Annotated in this window: 13 protein-coding genes and 1 pseudogene; 10 read left to right on the top strand and 4 right to left on the bottom strand. The window is 61.1% G+C overall.

Annotated elements, in window-relative coordinates; genetic code table 11:
- Positions 1 to 161: 161 nt before the first annotated feature.
- From ACOJSJ_RS14250 to ACOJSJ_RS14240, 3 genes are all read left to right on the top strand, one after another.
- On the top strand, positions 162 to 1,067 hold the full coding sequence (locus tag ACOJSJ_RS14250; RefSeq protein ID WP_420145636.1) for a LysR substrate-binding domain-containing protein: 906 nt from the start codon (positions 162 to 164) through the stop codon (positions 1,065 to 1,067).
- 217 nt (positions 1,068 to 1,284) lie between these two features.
- On the top strand, positions 1,285 to 1,521 hold the full coding sequence (locus ACOJSJ_RS14245; protein ID WP_420145635.1) for a ribbon-helix-helix domain-containing protein: 237 nt from the start codon (positions 1,285 to 1,287) through the stop codon (positions 1,519 to 1,521).
- 5 nt (positions 1,522 to 1,526) lie between these two features.
- A complete protein-coding gene (locus ACOJSJ_RS14240; protein ID WP_420145634.1) occupies positions 1,527 to 1,835 on the top strand; it encodes a type II toxin-antitoxin system RelE/ParE family toxin in 309 nt (102 codons plus the stop codon).
- Positions 1,836 to 1,870: 35 nt separating this feature from the next.
- On the opposite strand, the gene ACOJSJ_RS14235 is transcribed toward ACOJSJ_RS14240, so the two are convergent.
- From ACOJSJ_RS14235 to ACOJSJ_RS14225, 3 genes are all read right to left on the bottom strand, one after another.
- Positions 1,871 to 4,561 (bottom strand): TonB-dependent receptor, encoded by a 2,691-nt coding sequence (locus tag ACOJSJ_RS14235; protein WP_420145633.1) that lies wholly within the window; start codon positions 4,559 to 4,561, stop codon positions 1,871 to 1,873.
- Between the two features lie 132 nt (positions 4,562 to 4,693).
- A complete protein-coding gene (locus tag ACOJSJ_RS14230) occupies positions 4,694 to 5,965 on the bottom strand; it encodes an MFS transporter (RefSeq protein ID WP_420145632.1) in 1,272 nt (423 codons plus the stop codon).
- Positions 5,962 to 7,116 (bottom strand): mandelate racemase/muconate lactonizing enzyme family protein, encoded by a 1,155-nt coding sequence (locus tag ACOJSJ_RS14225; protein ID WP_420145631.1) that lies wholly within the window; start codon positions 7,114 to 7,116, stop codon positions 5,962 to 5,964. Before ACOJSJ_RS14225 ends, ACOJSJ_RS14230 begins: the two co-directional genes overlap by 4 nt.
- Positions 7,117 to 7,286: 170 nt before the next feature.
- Between ACOJSJ_RS14225 and ACOJSJ_RS14220 the strand changes: the two genes are divergently transcribed.
- The 3 genes from ACOJSJ_RS14220 to ACOJSJ_RS14210 all read left to right on the top strand — a co-directional run bounded on the left by ACOJSJ_RS14220 (position 7,287) and on the right by ACOJSJ_RS14210 (position 9,714).
- Positions 7,287 to 8,018 carry a FadR/GntR family transcriptional regulator gene (locus tag ACOJSJ_RS14220; RefSeq protein WP_420145630.1) on the top strand — a complete coding sequence of 244 codons (732 nt, stop codon included), beginning with the start codon at positions 7,287 to 7,289 and terminating at the stop codon, positions 8,016 to 8,018.
- Between the two features lie 195 nt (positions 8,019 to 8,213).
- On the top strand, positions 8,214 to 9,188 hold the full coding sequence (locus ACOJSJ_RS14215; RefSeq protein WP_420145629.1) for a DUF4198 domain-containing protein: 975 nt from the start codon (positions 8,214 to 8,216) through the stop codon (positions 9,186 to 9,188).
- Between the two features lie 31 nt (positions 9,189 to 9,219).
- Complete coding sequence (locus tag ACOJSJ_RS14210) at positions 9,220 to 9,714, top strand: hypothetical protein (protein ID WP_420145628.1); 495 nt, start codon at positions 9,220 to 9,222, stop codon at positions 9,712 to 9,714.
- Positions 9,715 to 9,977: 263 nt separating this feature from the next.
- On the opposite strand, the gene ACOJSJ_RS14205 is transcribed toward ACOJSJ_RS14210, so the two are convergent.
- A complete protein-coding gene (locus ACOJSJ_RS14205; RefSeq protein WP_420145627.1) occupies positions 9,978 to 10,706 on the bottom strand; it encodes a FadR/GntR family transcriptional regulator in 729 nt (242 codons plus the stop codon).
- Between the two features lie 194 nt (positions 10,707 to 10,900).
- Here ACOJSJ_RS14205 and ACOJSJ_RS14200 point away from each other — a divergent pair, with 194 nt between their 5' ends.
- The 4 genes and pseudogenes from ACOJSJ_RS14200 to ACOJSJ_RS14185 form a co-directional block, all read left to right on the top strand.
- Complete coding sequence (locus ACOJSJ_RS14200; protein ID WP_420145626.1) at positions 10,901 to 13,558, top strand: TonB-dependent receptor; 2,658 nt, start codon at positions 10,901 to 10,903, stop codon at positions 13,556 to 13,558.
- A 32-nt stretch (positions 13,559 to 13,590) separates the two neighbouring features.
- On the top strand, positions 13,591 to 15,279 hold the full coding sequence (locus ACOJSJ_RS14195) for a GH39 family glycosyl hydrolase (protein WP_420145625.1): 1,689 nt from the start codon (positions 13,591 to 13,593) through the stop codon (positions 15,277 to 15,279).
- 1 nt (position 15,280) lies between these two features.
- Positions 15,281 to 16,561 (top strand): MFS transporter, encoded by a 1,281-nt coding sequence (locus tag ACOJSJ_RS14190; protein WP_420145624.1) that lies wholly within the window; start codon positions 15,281 to 15,283, stop codon positions 16,559 to 16,561.
- A pseudogene (locus ACOJSJ_RS14185) lies at positions 16,558 to 16,793 on the top strand (L-rhamnonate dehydratase); the annotation flags it as partial. The gene ACOJSJ_RS14190 and the pseudogene ACOJSJ_RS14185, both read left to right, overlap by 4 nt.

The following is a 16,793-nucleotide window of genomic DNA, read 5'->3' as shown; positions in this document are numbered from 1 at the left end:
GATGACGCTATCATGGCGGCTCGCCACGGAACAGCTGTGGATCATGTGCGGGCGTCGAACCTTAGTTTCGAAACGCTACCTGTGACCGGGCTATGGGCACTTGTCTCTTTCGTGTCCAATATATAAAAAAGCATGATTGATATATATTGCGACCTGATACGATGGACCTCCGACATCTGCGCTATTTCATCTGCGTTGCCGAAGAAATGCATTTCGGCCGCGCCGCCAAACGGCTCGGCATGTCGCAACCGCCGCTCAGTCAACAGATACGCATGCTCGAACAGGAACTGGGCGCGCGCCTGTTCGACCGCACCAGTCGCCGGGTCGCCTTGACGGAGGCGGGCCGCCTTTTCCTGCCCGAAGCGCGCAAGGCGCTGGAACAGGCCGATCGCGCCGCCCATGTCGCGCGGCGCGCGCAAAGCGGTCATCTGGGCCGACTGGCGCTCGGCTTCACCGCGTCCGCGCCCTTCGTGCCGCAAATTGCCGACGCGCTGCACGATTTCCGCCAGAACCAGCCGGAAGTCGACCTGCGCGTCCACGAACTGGGCAAGGATGATCAGGTCAGGATGATGGAACGGGGGGATCTCGACATCGGCATCGTCCGCGCCGTCGCGCCGCCATCCCTGCCCGAAGGACTGCGCAGCACATGGTTGCTGGAGGAAGAGATGCTGCTGGCCCTGCGGCAGGATCACGCCCTGGCGCAGCAGGATGCCGATCCCACCATCGCCGATCTGGCGGGCGTGCCCTTCGTGCTCTACGCCACCGCCAGCAGCGCGGACTTCAACGATCATTTCTTCGCCCTGTGCGATCAGGCTGGTTTCGCGCCCGACATCACGCTGGAGGTCAGCAGCGTCGCGACCCTGCTCGGCCTTGTCGCCGCGGGTTTTGGCGTCACCATCCTCGCCCATTCGCTGTCGCGGCTGTACATGGACAAGCTGATCCAGCGCCCCCTTTTCCCGCAGGTCCGCACCAGCCTCTGGCTGATCCATGGCGACGAACTGTCGCCTACCGCCAATGCCTTTCAACGCGCCGTCATGCGCGCAGGCCGCGAAAACGATACAAAGTGACGAAATAGGACCGCAATCAAATCATTGAAAAATAAGGGATATTTTAGAGTCGCGAACAGGCTGTCATTTCAACATTCGATAATATCACATATTATCAATAACTTACGGCGATATATAATGTGCGAAATCGCGCAACATTGTCACTTTCGCTGTCTCACAACCGCGTTTCATCGCATGGCGATTTGCCAAAATTTGCCAAAAGCCTTAAGGTGACGGCATGACCACGATGAACATCTCCCTGCCCGAAACGCTCAAGGCTTTCGTCGATCAGCAGGTGACGGGCCGTGGTTTCGGGACCAGCAGCGAATATATGCGCGACCTCATTCGAAAGGATCAGGATCGGCAGGCGCTGCGCACCCTGTTGCTCGACGGCGCCGCCAGCGCGCCGACGGATGCGGCGGACGCGACCTATTTCGATATGTTGCGCGATCGGGTGACCGGCCAGCGGCGCTGACTGCCGTGAAACGCATCATCCCGCGCGCCATGGCGCGTGCTGATGTCGATCAGATTATCGACTATTATACCGGGCAGGCGGGACAGGATGTCGCGCTGCGCTTCATCGACGCGCTGGCCGACGGCTACCGGCTGATCTCCGCCCGTCCTGCCAGCGGCTCCACCCGCTACGCCCATGAACTCGACCTGCCGGGTCTGCGCCACCGCAAAATGGCGCGCTTTCCCTATCTGATCTTCTATGTGGATCGCCCCGACCATATCGATGTCTGGCGCATACTCCATGCCCGCCGCGATATTCCCGGCTGGATGGGATAGGGGGTGGGGCGGAGCCTTCGCCCCGCCCCAAAATGTCAGAAACGCACCCGGACCCCGGCGGACAGGCGGCGGCCGGTCCGGCGATATTCCTTGGTCCGGTCTTCGCTGACGGAATAGATGAACTCCTTGGCGTCGTTCAGATTGATCGCGTCGGCAAAGACGGTGAAATTGGGCGTGACTTCATAGGAAAGCCCGGCATCCAGCTGGCCATAGCTGTTGAAAAATTCCGGCTCGCCATTGCGCCCGACCGCGACCTGCAGGAAATTGTCACGCCAGGTATAGGCGACACGCGCCTGAACCCCGTATTTCTCGTAAAAGCCGACCAGGCTGTAACTATATTTGGACAGCCCCTCCAGCCCGAAGGACACGTTGGCGACCGCATTTTCATAACGGGCGTTGGAATCGGTATAGTTGAAACTGGTCTGGACCCCCAGACCGTCAAAGGGGGCGGGCAGGCTGCTGAACGCCTGTCGATAGCCGACTTCGAACCCCTTGACCGTCGCGCCCTTGCCATTGCCCGGCACGGTCACCTGGAACGTTACCTGATCCACCTGTTGCGGGGTGGTGATCTGGGTCACGAAACTGTCGATCTTCTTGTAGAAGGCCGCGAAGGACAGCAGCGATGAATCCGCGAAATACCATTCCGCGCCCAGTTCCACCTGCTTCGCGCGGAACGGTTGCAGGTCCGGGTTGCCGCGGCTGATCGTTTCATTGCCCGGGTTGGTCTGGATGCTCTGGCGTGGCGACAGGTCGGTCAGCGTCGGCCGGGTCATCACCTTGGACGCGGCCAGCCGCAGGATCAGTTCGTTCGTCACCTCCAGCTTGACGTTCAGCGACGGCAGCCAGTCGTCATATTTGCCGCGGAAGCTGACCGGCACGATGCCCGACACGATGATGTCGTTCTGGCCGGTGGGATTGCCGTTGGCGTCCACCCGCGGCCTGGCGCTGATGACGGTCCGCGACGCGCCCGAAGAGGTATAGTCCGTATTCTCATACCGCAGACCCGCATTGATGGTCAGCGGCATCGATCCCAGCAGGGTCTCGAAATTGGCCATGACATAACCGATCTTGACCTTTTCATCGACGACCGAGGACGCCGACGGCGAAAAGACCGCCGGATTGAAGGCGATGCCATCGGCCGCCGCGAACTGGTCGATCACGCCCACCAGCTGCTGGGGATTATAGATCACCCAGTCGCGGATGATATTGTCCGGGCCGCTTCCCTGAAAGAAATTGCGGTTGGTCGGGCTGAACAGCGACGTCGGCAGTACCCGGTTCGATCCGCAATAGGCGCATTGTTCGCCAAAGGGCATTTCATCGGCGGTCAGCGTCTTCTTGCGGTTGGCGATCATGCCACCGGTGAAGAAGGTCAGGTTCGACGTCGCATTCCATTCGGCATCGGCGCGATATTCGTTGATCTTGTCATCGACATCGGTGCCGCCGCCCCAGATATAATAATGGGCGGTGATCCCCTGCGGATTGGTCGCTGGATTGGCGTAATTGGGGCTGGTGAAACCATATTCGTAAATCGGGCTGCCGCTGCGCCGGTCGAACCAATGGTCGATATTCTTGCGCCGGATGGTGGTGAACAGGTTGTTCTCCTTGCCCCGCCGTTCCGCCTTGGACCGCGACGCATCCAGTTTCAGCTTGAACGTATCGACCGGCTTCCATTCGACATTGATGCCGAACTGGTCGGTCGTGACGTTGCGCTGATCATATTGCAGGATCTGGTCGACAAACCCGCCCTGATAGCGCTGATATACGGCTTCGCCATCCTCGACTACCTGCTCCACCAGCGTGCCGCCAGAAAAGTCGTAGGCAAGGCCGGTCTGCTGTTCGGTGAAGTTGGCCTTGGAATACAGGCCGTCCAGCGTCACCGTCAGCGTATCGGTCGGCCGCACCTGCAATGCGCCGGAAAAGCCGTACCGTTCCAGACTGCGCTCGAAGAAAAAAGGGGACAGGTTGGACGGCATGGAGACATTGGAAAATGGTGCGACGCCCGGACCGATGCGTGCGCCGTCCACGCCATTGGCGCGATAATAGCTGTCGCCGCTCGACCGGCGGACATGACCCGCGCCGATCGTGAATTCGTCATTGCGGGTATCGCGTTTGGTATAGACACCCGACAGCGACAGGCCGATCGTCCGATCCTCGTTCCGCCACGACGCCACGCCCGATATTTCCGGATTGAACTTGTCGGCCAGTTCCGCCCACATCTGCCCGGCGGACCCGCTGAACGCGAATTTTTCCTTCTGATCGATCGGGCGCAGCGTATGCACGTCCACGGTAGCGCCGATCGACGCGCCATTGATATTGGCCTGGGGCGATTTGAAGACGTCGGCGCCTGCGATGATTTCGGATGGCAGCACGTCGAATGAAAATTCGCGGCCATTATTGTCGGTGGCCAAAGTGCGGCCGTTGACGGTCACCGCATTGAATTTCGGGCCAAAGCCGCGCACGGTGATATAGCGCCCCTCGCCGCGGTTCCGTTCGATGGTGACGCCCGCGACACGTTGCAGCGATTCCGCGACATTCTGGTCGGGCAGCTTGCCCAGATCCTCCGCCACGATCGAATCCACTACGCTGATGGAATCGCGCTTAATGTCGATGGATGCTTTCTGGCTGGCGCGGATGCCGGTTACGATGATGTCTTCGTTCGTCGGCTCCGTGCCTTGTGGTGCCGTGGCCTGTTGCGCACTGGCGCTGCTGCCGATGGTCAGCGCCATGCCAGACGCTGCAACCATGCACGCAAGACGGATTCCACCCACCTTCCTCATGTTCCACTCTCCCTCATTCTTATTATCATATTAATGGCGCAACTTTGCGCGCATGTCAAATGACGTAATACATAATATGAATCAGCGTACCGAGCGGATCGGCAGCACACAGAGCGCCGATCCAAACACGAACAGCAGCGCAGCGATGAAGATTGCACGATAATCATTGTCGAACAGGCCAAGTAGGATGGCGGCCATGACCGGGCTGATGATCTGGGGAATGTTGACCGCAGTGGTCAGCACGCCCAGATCCTTGCCTTCATCCCCTTCCGCGCTTTGCGGCAGCACCTGCGTCATCAGCGCCATGTCAATGGACATGAACATGCCATATCCGATGCCGATGACCCCGGCATAGATCCACATGCCTACCATGGATGGCGCGATCATGGGCGCCGCCATCGCGACGCCCATGATCAGGCTGCCCAGAATGACGAAGGGTTTGCGCCTTTGCCACCGATCCGACAGCCAGCCCGACGCCAGCGACGATATGACAAGGCAGACCAGCGTGAGCAGGGCCATGTTGGCGATGGCGATATTGGACGCGCCGTCCGCCAGCCCGATATAGTCGCGCAAGATATAGAGCAGATAGGCGGCGACCGCCTGATACCCCATGTAGATGGTGAATCGGCTGGCAAAGGCCCATGCGAAATCGGGGTGGTCCCGCGGGCTGATCCAGAAGCTCTTGGCAAAGCTGCTCCATATTATCGGGCGATGGGGCAGGTCGTCGCTGGGCGGTTCGCGATTGAGCGCGACGAAGGCGATGCAGGACGCCGCGATCGCGCCTGCGAACAGGGCGTAGGCCAGCACCCGTTCCCCCGCCAGATACCCCGCCACGACGGTCCCCGCTGTCAGTCCCGCGGTCATGCCCGCGCCGACGATGCCCGACACGCCGCCGCGCGATTCGGGGGAGAAACGATCGGCGATCAATGTCGTCATGGCCGGTTGCATGCTGTTATAGGCGACGGCCGCCATCACCCACAGGATCATCAGCGACCAGAAACTGGTCATCCACGAAACGCCGAACAGGCATAGCGACCCGATCAGCGATGCGATGGCGATCCATGGCGACCGCCGACCCCAGCGGCTACGCGTCCGGTCGGACAGGGCGCCAGCGATGGGCGTGGCCAGCGTCGAAAAAATCGATGTGACGGCAAAGAGCAGCGCCAGATTATTTTCCTTCGCACCGGGCGAAAGTTCGGCGATTTGATTGGGCAGCAATACGCCCAGAACTCCGCTGTACAGCGCCATCAGCAGAAAGAAATTCACCATCAGCGACAGTTGCAGCCGCACGCGCGCCGTGCCGCTGACCCAGCCGGGCGAGCGCTCCTGCATCGGGGCGGCGGCATCGCTCATAGGCCCACGGTCCCGCTTTTGGGGGCGAGATACAGTCCGGCATTGCGCGGGCGACGATGCGGGCCGCCTTGCACATTCCATCCGTTTCCGGCGACGCTGGCCGCAATGGTGGCTTCGTCGATAACGATGCCCAGACCCGGCCGGTCACCCAGCAGAATGCCGCCGTCGGCAATCTGCTGATCGACGTCAAACCCCGTGGGCACACCGAAATCCTGCACCTCTATGCCGATCATGTTGGGCATGGCGGCTGCGGCATGGGCGACCGGATTGGCATTATAGGCGACGGGCGATACGGGAAGCCCGCGTGAATGGGCCGCCATCGCCACTCGCATGAAATGGGTGATGCCCCACACGCTGCCGGACTGTACGATGTCGACTGCGCGTGCATCGAACAGGGGCAGATATTGTTCGATCCCGGTGAGGTTTTCGCCCGTGGCTACCGCCGTCCTTGCCGCCCGCGCAATGTCGGCCAGTCCCGCTGCATCCCAACGCCGAACCGGCTCTTCGATCCAGGTCAGGTCCACCCGCTTTTCGATTTCCGCCAGATGGCGGATCGCCTGCTTGCAGTTCCATGCTTCGTTGACGTCCAGCATCAATGCGGGGCGATCACTGTTGCGGGATAATATGTCGCGTACCGTTTCCAGTCGCGCAATGTCACGATCCAGATCACGCCCGCCCTTGATCTTCGCCGCGCTGAAGCCGCGATCCGCCCACGCGCGATAATGCGCGCCAAAGGCCGCGTCATCCAGCCCATAGCATAGTCCCGATGCATAGCCCGGTACGAACCGGTCGCCCGCACCCAATGTGCGCCACAATGGTTCATCGGCCATCTTCGCCTTCAGATCCCACAGGGCCATGTCGATCGCCGCGATGGTGCCGAACGTCGCGCCAGCATGGCCGCTTTTGAATACATGCGCCAACATTGCATCGTAAAGCGTTGACACGCCACGCGGATCGGCATTGTCGACGGCGGGGAAAAGGCGCTCGATCTCCGCATGCTGGCCAAGGCCGATGCCCGTCAGGCCGCCATCGGTTTCCAGCAACAGCACCGGTACTTCGGTAATTCCCGACTGTACGACGCCGTTCACATCACCCACCGGACGCTGCCAGTCGTGATAGGCAGTAAGGCTGCGATAGCCCGTAATCTTCATGCCTTTATCCTCCCTACCGAACTGGTCCGGCCATAAATCATATTATGTATTATCTATATTATTTGGCAAGCCTTGACGGCGCTTGTCAATCGGGTCCACGGTCGAAATCGACGCAGGGAAGGGCGTCGTGACCGGAAAAGGCGTTAGAACAGATGCAGGATAAGGCGGCCATGGGGTCTTTGGCAGCGACGCAAAGGGTACGCCGTCGCCCCAGACTGGCGGAAGCGGTGGTGGAAGATCTGGTCAATGCGATCGTGACCGAAATGTATCCTGCCGGCACCGCGTTGCCGCCGGAAAACATGTTGTGCGATCTGTACGGCGTCAGTCGGACGGTGGTGCGCGAAGCGACCACGGCCCTTACGGAAAAGGGACTGGTCGTGTCGCAGCAGGGGCGGGGCACCATCGTGCGGGAATCGCGCGACTGGAACCTGCTCGATCCTATGATCCTTGCAGCGCTGTTCCGGCGGGAGGACGGGCTGTCCTATCTCGACAATCTTTCGGAAATCCGGTCTTCGCTCGAAGCATCGATGGCGGCCAAGGCAGCGAAGAAGGTCACGCCCGAAACGCTCGCCGAATTGTCGGCCCAGATCCGGAAGCTGGAAGGGCTGATCGAAATGCCCGCCGCCTATGTGCATGAAGATGTGCAGTTTCACGACATCATCATGCGCATGTCCGGCGACCGCCTGAGCAAGGCGATCATTGATGGCATTCAGGGAAAGGCGCTCAAGACCCATGGCTATGCCGGGCGACTCAGCGTCGCGCATGTGCGTGACACCCATGCCGCGCATAAGCGCATCCATGATGCGATCGCTGTCGGAGATGCGGAAGCCGCCGCGCGGGCGATGCGCGAACATATCGAAAGCAGCTGGGCCAAGCGCCGCAGTTCGCAGACGGGCCAGTAAACGCGCGCCCGCACTCTACCGGGCGATGAATCACACCGGCAGCGTGAAAATGATCGGCACGGTAAATTCGATGCGATCGCCGGGCAGTTCCAGAGGCGCGCGCGCGGATAGGGCGAAGCGCGGCGCAGTATCGCTTCGGCCTCCTCGTCCAGTGCCGCTTTGCCTGACCCGTGGACAATGACGCTTTCCAGAAGCATGCCCGCGGTCGAGGACGAAGCGCACCTGCACCTGGCCTTCTTCCCGTCGCATCCGGGCGCGGCGGGGATAGAGCCAGGACCGGACCTTGGCTGCATAGCTGCGGCTCGTCCCCGGCGGCGCCTTGACGTCCAGCCCGTCGGCCTCCCCCCCCCCCCGCCGGGCGGTGCGACATCGGACTGGGTCAAGACCGGGGGCTTGGCCGCGCCGCTGCCGCAACGGCGCTGGCGGGCGTCGATACAGGTGATACCGGCGCAGCAACCGACAGGCGCGGCGGCACGACCAACATGGGTGGCGCCGCCGCTGCGACAGGGCCCGGTTGAGCCACAGGCGTGGGAGGAACGGGCGGAAGGCGGGACGGCGGCGTCTGCACTGGCCGCCATCTCCGCCTCTTCCTCACCATGCTCCAACCGGTTCGGTCGCGCATTTGTGCGATCTGAGCGTTTTCGAAGCGGCGATACCGGCCGATGGCGCCTATCGCGTGACCAGCGGCCAGCGTGCGGCGCGCAAGGCAAGATGTTTCGACAGGGCGACAAATGGGAAATGCGCGCAGAAGGTGGAGAACCGCCTGCCAATGCGCAGATGGTCGATGTGCAGAGCATGACGTTGGCCGACGCCTATGTCACGCGCGGTCAGCCGACCGATGCGGCGTTACGGACGATCGGCAAGGCGCTGGAAATTCAAGCCTTCGCCCATCCCGATGGCATCGTGGCGGGATCTGACGCCAGTTTCGCGCTGCTGTTCGGTGGCAAGCCGCTGGCGAGCGTCGATATCACCCTGTTCCGCGCGGCGGGCCTGTATGACAGACGCAAGGTCGTCGCCCAGATCAAGAGCGGTGCCGATAGTCGCTTCACGCTGAAGTCCGACGACGCGGGCGTTTACATCATCCTCGTGCGGCATCGCCGTGTGGCCCCCGCCGGGTCCGAAGCACCCTATCGCAGCTACACCTACACATTGACCTTCGACGCGGCCTGACGCGCGCGTCCTTTCAACTGACGGAGATCCTGTGAAAATCCATATCGCCCTGACCGTCGCGCTGCTCAGCGTTGCCGGAACGGCCATGGCTGCACCGCATGAAGGATCGGCCTTCATCCACGACTATGACGCCGACCATGATGGTCAGGTGACCCGCGTCGAATTTGATGCCGGTCGCCTGGCGCGCTTCAAGGCGGCGGACAGCAATGGTGATGGCTGGGTGTCGGAAGAAGAATATGTGAAGGAATATAGCGCCCGCCTGAAGCAACAGCTCGCCGCGTCCGATCGCAGCGAGGAAAAGAAGATGGAACGTCAGCGCCAGATCCGGCAGACGCATGTCCGCTTCGGCGTGCTGGACAAGGACAAAAATGGTCAGATGACGCAGGCGGAATATGATGCGTCGGGCGCCGGCGCCTTCGCTGAGCAGGATAATGACAAGGACGGCATCGTGACGGCGACCGACGCAACTGCAACAGCCGCGCGTCAGCTCGCCGCCCGACAGGCCGCGGACAAGGCGAATCGCTAGAGCATCTTGAAGTCATCTGGAACAGATGATGGCCCGCAAAATGCGGTGAACAAAAGACATTTGGAACATGGTCCGACCCCCTCCAATCGGATCATGTTTTAAGGCTTAGGGCGGGCCAGGCCAGTCTGCCAGCCGATAGGCTCATTTGTGTTTCGCGATAGGGTCTCGCCGACCGATCGCAAATCATTCAGATTGCCGACAGCTACTCGGCAAGACGATCAGAATGGTTTCTCAATCTGGTATGAGAAATAAAATGCGGCCCGCTACAACATCCCCGCATCGTTGGACGCATTGCGGATCAGGGCCAGCATCTTCAGGCGCGCTTCCTCGCCCTCTCCACGCATGATGGCGTCGAATACCGCGTCATGATCCGGCATGGGATCGCGCGATTCCTTGCGCTCGTCACGGGCGAACCGCGTGGTCCAGGCGACAACGGCGGTGACCGATGTCGCAAGGGTTATGAGCGATTCATTACGCGTCGCGAGCAATATCTGGCGATGGAAATTCTGGTCGGCGGCGCGCCCTTCGGGGGTTTTGAGGCCAAACTGACGCATTCCTTCCAGCGCATGGCCCATGCGTGAAATATCCTGCCCGTCCCTGCGCAACGCGGCGAACTGCGCCGCCGCAGGCTCCACCACGATCCGCAACTCGAAAATATCGCGCAGGAACGCCTGTGTCGGTCCGGCTTCGAACATCCATGCGAGCACATCCAGATCCAGCATGTTCCAGCGCAGTCGATCATTGATCCGCGTACCACTTTTGGTCCGGCTATAGACCAGTCCTTTGGCTGAAAGCACGCGAACGGCCTCGCGATAGGCGGTGCGCGACACTCCCTGTTCCGCACTGTAACGGTCTTCACCGGGCAAGATGTCGCCGGGCTGGTAGCGGCCACCGACGATCGCAATGCCCAGATCATGGGCGATCCGGTCATGCACGGCCCGCTGCGTCGCATGAGCCGGGCGGGAAAGGGGGTGATCATCAGCTTGCGTCATGCGCTTTCGTCATCCTCGCCGTTCGGATCGTCAAGTGCAATCGGCATAAAAACCATAATTGGTATGAGAAAAATTGGCGATTTGTGCTGATGCTCATTTACTCCGTCAAATTATGGCTTTAAACAAACAAAAACCTCCGTCATCTAGTATGAGAAATAAAAATGACTCGGAGGGGATGTGCGATGAAGGCAGGCGTGTATCTTTCTATCTCGCTATGTGCGGTGCTGGCTGCGCAGTCGGCCGCCGCGCAGGAGGCGAATGCGGTGATCGACGGCGACATTATCGTGACCGGCATGCGGGCCAGCCTGTCGTCGGCGCAGAATATCAAGCGTAACGCGCAACAGTTGGTGGACTCCGTCGTTGCGGAGGACATCGGCAAACTGCCCGACAATAATGTTGTGGAGGCGCTTCAGCGCGTGCCGGGCATTCAGGTTTCTCCGCGCGCCCGCGGCGAATCGGCCACGGTCCTGATCCGCGGGCTTCCCGATGTCGTCACCCTGATCAATGGCCGCAACATCTTCAGCACCACCGGCCGGTCGCTGTCGCTGGCGGATGTGCCGGCCGATCTGGTTTCGGGCGTGGACGTGTATAAGTCGCGCTCCGCCGATCAGCTTGAAGGCGGCATAGCAGGCCTCATCAACGTCCGCACCAGGCGCCCGTTCGATTTCAGGGGCTTCGAACTGGCGCTTGCCGGACGTGAGGTTTATAGCGAACAGCCCGACCGGATCGATCCCTATGCCAGCGCCTTGATCTCCAATCGCTGGTCGACCGGCATCGGCGAAATCGGCGCGTTGGTCAGCATTTCATACCACAGGACCCGCTATCGCGATCAGACCATCTATAGCGGCGGCTATTTCGGCTATAATCTGGATAACAGCCGCGCGCCCTATACGCCCGGCGTCCCGCTCGACCCGCGTGGCACCAATCCGGCTGACCCGCGCGTATTCCGCACCGACGTGATCGGCGCTTTCGACCGGATTGGAACGCGCACCCGTCCGGCTGTCAATGCGACGCTGCAATGGGCGCCTGACGAACGGCTGACCATTCACGCCGACGGCCTGATCTACGGCTATCGCGAACGCGGCAACGGCAATCAGAATTTCACGTCGATGAACGGCACTTTGCTGTCTCCGCTCGTCTTCGTGGATGACACGAAACTGGTGAAGTCTCTCAGCATCACTGGCGGTCGGGTCGCCAATTTCGGAACGGCCTATAAAAACAAGGCGGATCGCTGGCAGGGTGCGCTCGGCGCGGATTGGGAAGCGGGCGACTGGAAGGCTGCGACCGAATTTTCCTATACCCGGTCCAAAGCCACCGACATCGCCAATAATCTGGACGTGGATTTCATCGCGTCGCGCACCGATGCAGTGTTCAACGACGGATCGGGCGCGCCCTATTTCACCCTTCCCAATGACGATATGGCCGATCCGTCGCGCTATTATCTTTCCCGGCTATCGACCACGCGCACGATTGGGGATGGCAAGGAACTGGCCTGGCGCGGCGATCTGTCCTGGCGCTCACCCTTCCTGATCTTTTCGGGACTGGACATCGGTGCGCGCTTCAGCAAGCGCGATGCGAAGTCGGACAGCTTCACCCAGATCGCGAATTGTTCGGCCGCTGGTCCGGTCCGCTGCTATACAACGCGCGCCGCCAGTCTGCCGGGTCTGATGACGGTAACGCCGGGCGATTTCTACACCGGTACGCGGCAATTCGTGCGGCAATGGGCCACGCCGACCACGGATTATCTGCTGAACAATGTCGGGTCGCTGCGCCAGCTGTTCGGCCTTGCACCGGGCGATCCGGCTTTTCAGGATACGCAGCATTTCGACATTACGGAAAAGAACTACGCGGGCTATGGTCAGGCGAATATAGAGGTCGGCCGGCTGGATGGGCAGATCGGCGTGCGCGTGATCCGCACCGACATCACCTCCCACGCCTTCCTTGTGCTGCGCGGTGCGACTTCGCCCGTGACCATCCGCAACAAGGGCACCGATGTGCTGCCCAGCCTTGCCCTGCGTTACAAACTCCAGGACAATCTCTTCCTGCGTTTCGCCGCCAGCAAGACGATCACCCGGCCCAGCTTCGCACAGCTCAACCCCGCGCTCACCCTGACGCCGCCAGTGCCGGGGCAGCAACCCTTCGGTCGCGGCACCAGCGGCAATGCCGATTTGCGGCCGATCCGGTCGGACAATTACGACCTGTCGCTCGAATGGTATATCGACCGGTCCAGTTCGATCACCGCGACCATATTCCGCCGCGACGTCACCGGCTTCATCCAGTCGGTCACCAGCAATTTCGACATCGACTATCTGGGACCGGACAATGGCGTCTATCAGATCACCCGGCCGGAAAATTCGGGATCGGGGAAATTGCAGGGGATAGAGGGTGGTTTCACCGTCTTTCCAAAGGGGTTGCCCGGTTGGCTCGACGGGATCGGGATCAGCGCAAACGGCACCTATATCGATGGGAAAAACAGCGCGCTGTCGCCGCTACCCGGCGTGACCGGCTATATGGACATCCCGTTCCAGAATGTGTCCAAATATTCCGCCACCGGCACACTCATCTATGAAAAGGGCGGATTTTCCAGCCGTATCTCCTATGTCTGGCGCGATAAATATAATGCCGGGCTGCACTTTACCGGGGTCAATCCCAATTTCATCACCAATGGCCAGATCAGCAATCTTGACCTGTCATTTTCCTATGAGATCAATCCCCAGTTCACCGTCGTATTCGACGCGACCAATGTGCTGAAAAATCTCTACCAGACGTCGTTCAACGACCCCGGCCTCTACCCGCGCGACACGGTTCTTTACACGCGCACCTTCGCCCTTGGTTTCCGGGCGAAGCTTTGAAAAACGCCATGCCCTTATCGAAAGGATATTCCATGACGATTGCCCGGCTTATCGCTTCCCTGACAGCCCTGATGGCGCTGCCGCAACTGGCGACGGCCCAGGATGCAGCGGGGCAGGCGCGGCAGGTGACGATCGGCGTGGATGCCGCGAAACCTGCGGGCAAATTGCCGCCGGTCTGGCGTTTCTTCGGCGCGGATGAACCCAATTACGCGACCATGAAGGATGGCCGCAAATTGCTGGTCGAACTGGGGGAACTGAAAAAGGGGGAAGTCTTCTTCCGCGCCCATAATCTGCTCAGCAGCGGGGACGGCACCGCCGCTTTCAAATGGGGCAGCAGCAACGCCTATACCGAAACGAAGGATGGCAAGCCTGTCTATGACTGGAAAGTCGTCGACGGCATCATCGACACCTATCTGGCGCGCGGCGTGCGCCCCTATCTCCAGATCGGTTTCATGCCCGAAGCAATGTCGTCCGCTCCGGCAGGCACGCCCTATCAGCATAATTGGCGTCCCGGTTTCGATTACAAGCTGATCGCGACCGGCTGGACCTATCCGCCCAAGGATTATGAAAAATGGGCGGAACTCATCTATCAATGGACGCGCCACAACGTCGAAAAATATGGGCGTGCAGAAGTAGAGAACTGGTACTTCGAAGTCTGGAACGAACCCAATTCCCCCTTCTACTGGACGGCCTCGCCAGAGGAATTCTACAAGCTGCATGATTATGCGATCGGCGCCGTCCGCCGCGCCTTGCCTACCGCAAAGGTCGGTGGGCCGGATGTCGCGGGGGCAGGCGGCACCTTCATGGACGGCTTCCTGAAACATGTGTCGTCCGGCAGAAACTATGTCACCGGTCAGACCGGCACCCCCACTGATTTCCTGTCCTTCCATGCGAAGGGCAAGCCGGTCTTCGTCGATGGCCATGTCCGCATGGGCATCGCCACCCATCTGCGCGAAGCCAATCGCGGTTTCGACAAGGTGCTGTCCATCCCGTCGCTGGCGAAAAAGCCGGTCGTGATCGGCGAAAGCGATCCCGAAGGCTGCGCTGCCTGTCCGGGGCCGCAAAATGATTATCGCAACGGCACGATGTACAGCAGCTACACGGCGGCCAGCTTCGCGCGCATCTGGGAACTGGCGGAACGGCGCAAGGTCAATCTGGAAGGCGTGCTGTCCTGGTCCTTCGAGTTCGAGGATCAGCCATGGTTTGCGGGTTATCGCCAGCTATCGACCAATGGCGTCGACCTGCCGGTCCTCAATGTCTTTCGCATGTTCGCGCAATTGGGTGAAATGAAGCTGGCGACCACCAACCCCGCGCAGATCCCGCTGGATCGGGCGATGGCGGACGGCATTCAGGCCGATGCCGACATCGGCTCCATCGCGACCCGGACAAAGGATGGGAAACTTGCGATGTTGCTATGGCATTATCATGACGATGATGTCGCCGGGCCGGACGCGCAGGTGAAGATCAATCTGAAAGGGTTGAAGGCCGCACCGGCCTCCGCAAAGCTGTGGCGGGTCGATGGCGATCATGCCAACGCCTTTTCCGCATGGAAGGCGATGGGATCGCCCCAGTCGCCCGATCAGGATCAATATGCGCAGCTGGAAAAGGCATCCGTCATGCAGGCGCAGGATATCACCGTCACTGGTGGGCGCGGCGGGGCCAGCGTCGATCTGACGCTTCCGCGTCAGGGCGTGGCGCTGCTGGTTCTGGACGCCCGATAAGATGACGGCTTTGGTCGGGGCAGGGGATCGGCTTTACGCGGGACGCTGGGGGATCGCGGCGATGATTACCGTCGCCATCGCCATCAGCTATCTTGACCGCCAGACCCTGCCCTGGGCGATCAAATATATCGAGGCCGACATTCCGATCGGCAACCAGACGAAGGCGTTCCTCGATTCCGCGTTCCTCGCCACCTATGGCCTCATGTATCTGGGCGGGGGCTGGCTGCTCGACAGGGTGGGGACGCGGGCGGGCTTCCTTGCCATCATGATCTTCTGGTCGCTCGCCTGCGCCAGTCATGGCGTGGCGGGCGGCATCGCCGCCTTGATCGTCAGCCGCCTGCTATTGGGCGTGGGGGAGGGCGGCGGTTTTCCGGCCGCCACCCGCGCCATTGCCGAATGGTTCCCGCCCGAACGGCGCGCCGCCGCCATGGGCCTCGTCAACGCGGGGACAGCGGTGGGCGCGGTGATCGCCCCGCCGCTGATCGCGGGCATCCTTGCCTGTGGCCACTGGTTCGACCTTGCCAGCTGGCGCTGGGTCTTCTTCATCACCGGCGGCTTGGGCCTGCTTTGGGCGCTCTGGTGGTATCTGACCTATCGCACCCCGACGGGCGAAGACACAGCCACTCATGGAGAAGCGGATGCAGGCCCGGCCCCAACGGTCGCCATGCTGCTGTCCCGCCGCGAAGTACGCGGCCTTGTTGTCGCCAAATTCCTCAGCGACGGGGCCTGGTATTTCTACCTCTTCTGGTTGCCCAAATATTTGTTCGAGGCCCATGGTTTCGACCTGAAACAGGCCGCGACGATCGGCTGGATACCCTATGCGGCGTCGGGCGTGGGCAGTCTCTGCGGCGGCTGGCTCTCCAGTCGCCTCCTCTCCTCCGGCCGATCCGTCGATGCCGCGCGCAAGATCGCCCTGGGCCTCAGCGCCGCCTGCATGCCGTGGGTCATGCTGGCGCCATCGGCTCCGTCGGTCGCGGTGGTGATCGCCATTTTCAGCCTCGCCTTCTTCGGTCAGCAAAGCTGGTCCACCCTCGTCATGACCCTGCCGACCGATCTCGCCCCGCGCAGCGCCCTCGGCCGTCTCGCTGGCCTCGTCGGCCTTGGCGGCGCGTTCGGCGGCATCGTCATGGGGCAGGCGGCGGGCTGGGCGCTCGACGCCGGGCTTGGTTACACGCCGGTGCTGACGCTCGCGGCTTTGCTCCACCTCATCGCCTTCGCGCTGATCTGCCTTTGCATTCCGCGCATTTCCCAACTCATCTTCTCTCGAAAGGCCCTCCCTTGAAAATCACCGAAGTCCGCACCCGCGTGGTCCAGTGGGAAGGCGAAACCGTACCCCTGCCACCGCATTTCTGCACCAATCCCATGGATCTGGTGTCGCCGATGCTGTCGCCCGAAACCATGGGGACCTTCACCTTCCATGGCTGGCTGATCGTGGAAATCTTCACCGATCAGGGACTGGTCGGCATCGGAAACGCCGCGCTGGCGCCGCTCGTCACCAAGCAGATGATCGATCA

It is taken from the genome of Sphingobium sp. (genome assembly GCF_048594625.1).
In the GTDB taxonomy this organism is placed as follows: Bacteria; Pseudomonadota; Alphaproteobacteria; order Sphingomonadales; family Sphingomonadaceae; genus Sphingobium.
This window is presented reverse-complemented; position numbering and strand designations above follow the sequence as displayed.

What these genes read in the sequence shown, in the direction of transcription:
- ACOJSJ_RS14250 (WP_420145636.1), top strand. Translation starts at nt 162, where the DNA reads ATGGACCTCCGACATCTGCGCTATTTCATCTGCGTTGCCGAAGAAATG.
- ACOJSJ_RS14245 (WP_420145635.1), top strand. Translation starts at nt 1,285, where the DNA reads ATGACCACGATGAACATCTCCCTGCCCGAAACGCTCAAGGCTTTCGTC.
- ACOJSJ_RS14235 (WP_420145633.1), bottom strand. Translation starts at nt 4,561, where the DNA reads ATGGCGCTGACCATCGGCAGCAGCGCCAGTGCGCAACAGGCCACGGCA.
- ACOJSJ_RS14230 (WP_420145632.1), bottom strand. Translation starts at nt 5,965, where the DNA reads ATGAGCGATGCCGCCGCCCCGATGCAGGAGCGCTCGCCCGGCTGGGTC.
- ACOJSJ_RS14225 (WP_420145631.1), bottom strand. Translation starts at nt 7,116, where the DNA reads ATGAAGATTACGGGCTATCGCAGCCTTACTGCCTATCACGACTGGCAG.
- ACOJSJ_RS14220 (WP_420145630.1), top strand. Translation starts at nt 7,287, where the DNA reads ATGGGGTCTTTGGCAGCGACGCAAAGGGTACGCCGTCGCCCCAGACTG.
- ACOJSJ_RS14215 (WP_420145629.1), top strand. Translation starts at nt 8,214, where the DNA reads ATGCCCGCGGTCGAGGACGAAGCGCACCTGCACCTGGCCTTCTTCCCG.
- ACOJSJ_RS14205 (WP_420145627.1), bottom strand. Translation starts at nt 10,706, where the DNA reads ATGACGCAAGCTGATGATCACCCCCTTTCCCGCCCGGCTCATGCGACG.
- ACOJSJ_RS14195 (WP_420145625.1), top strand. Translation starts at nt 13,591, where the DNA reads ATGACGATTGCCCGGCTTATCGCTTCCCTGACAGCCCTGATGGCGCTG.
- ACOJSJ_RS14190 (WP_420145624.1), top strand. Translation starts at nt 15,281, where the DNA reads ATGACGGCTTTGGTCGGGGCAGGGGATCGGCTTTACGCGGGACGCTGG.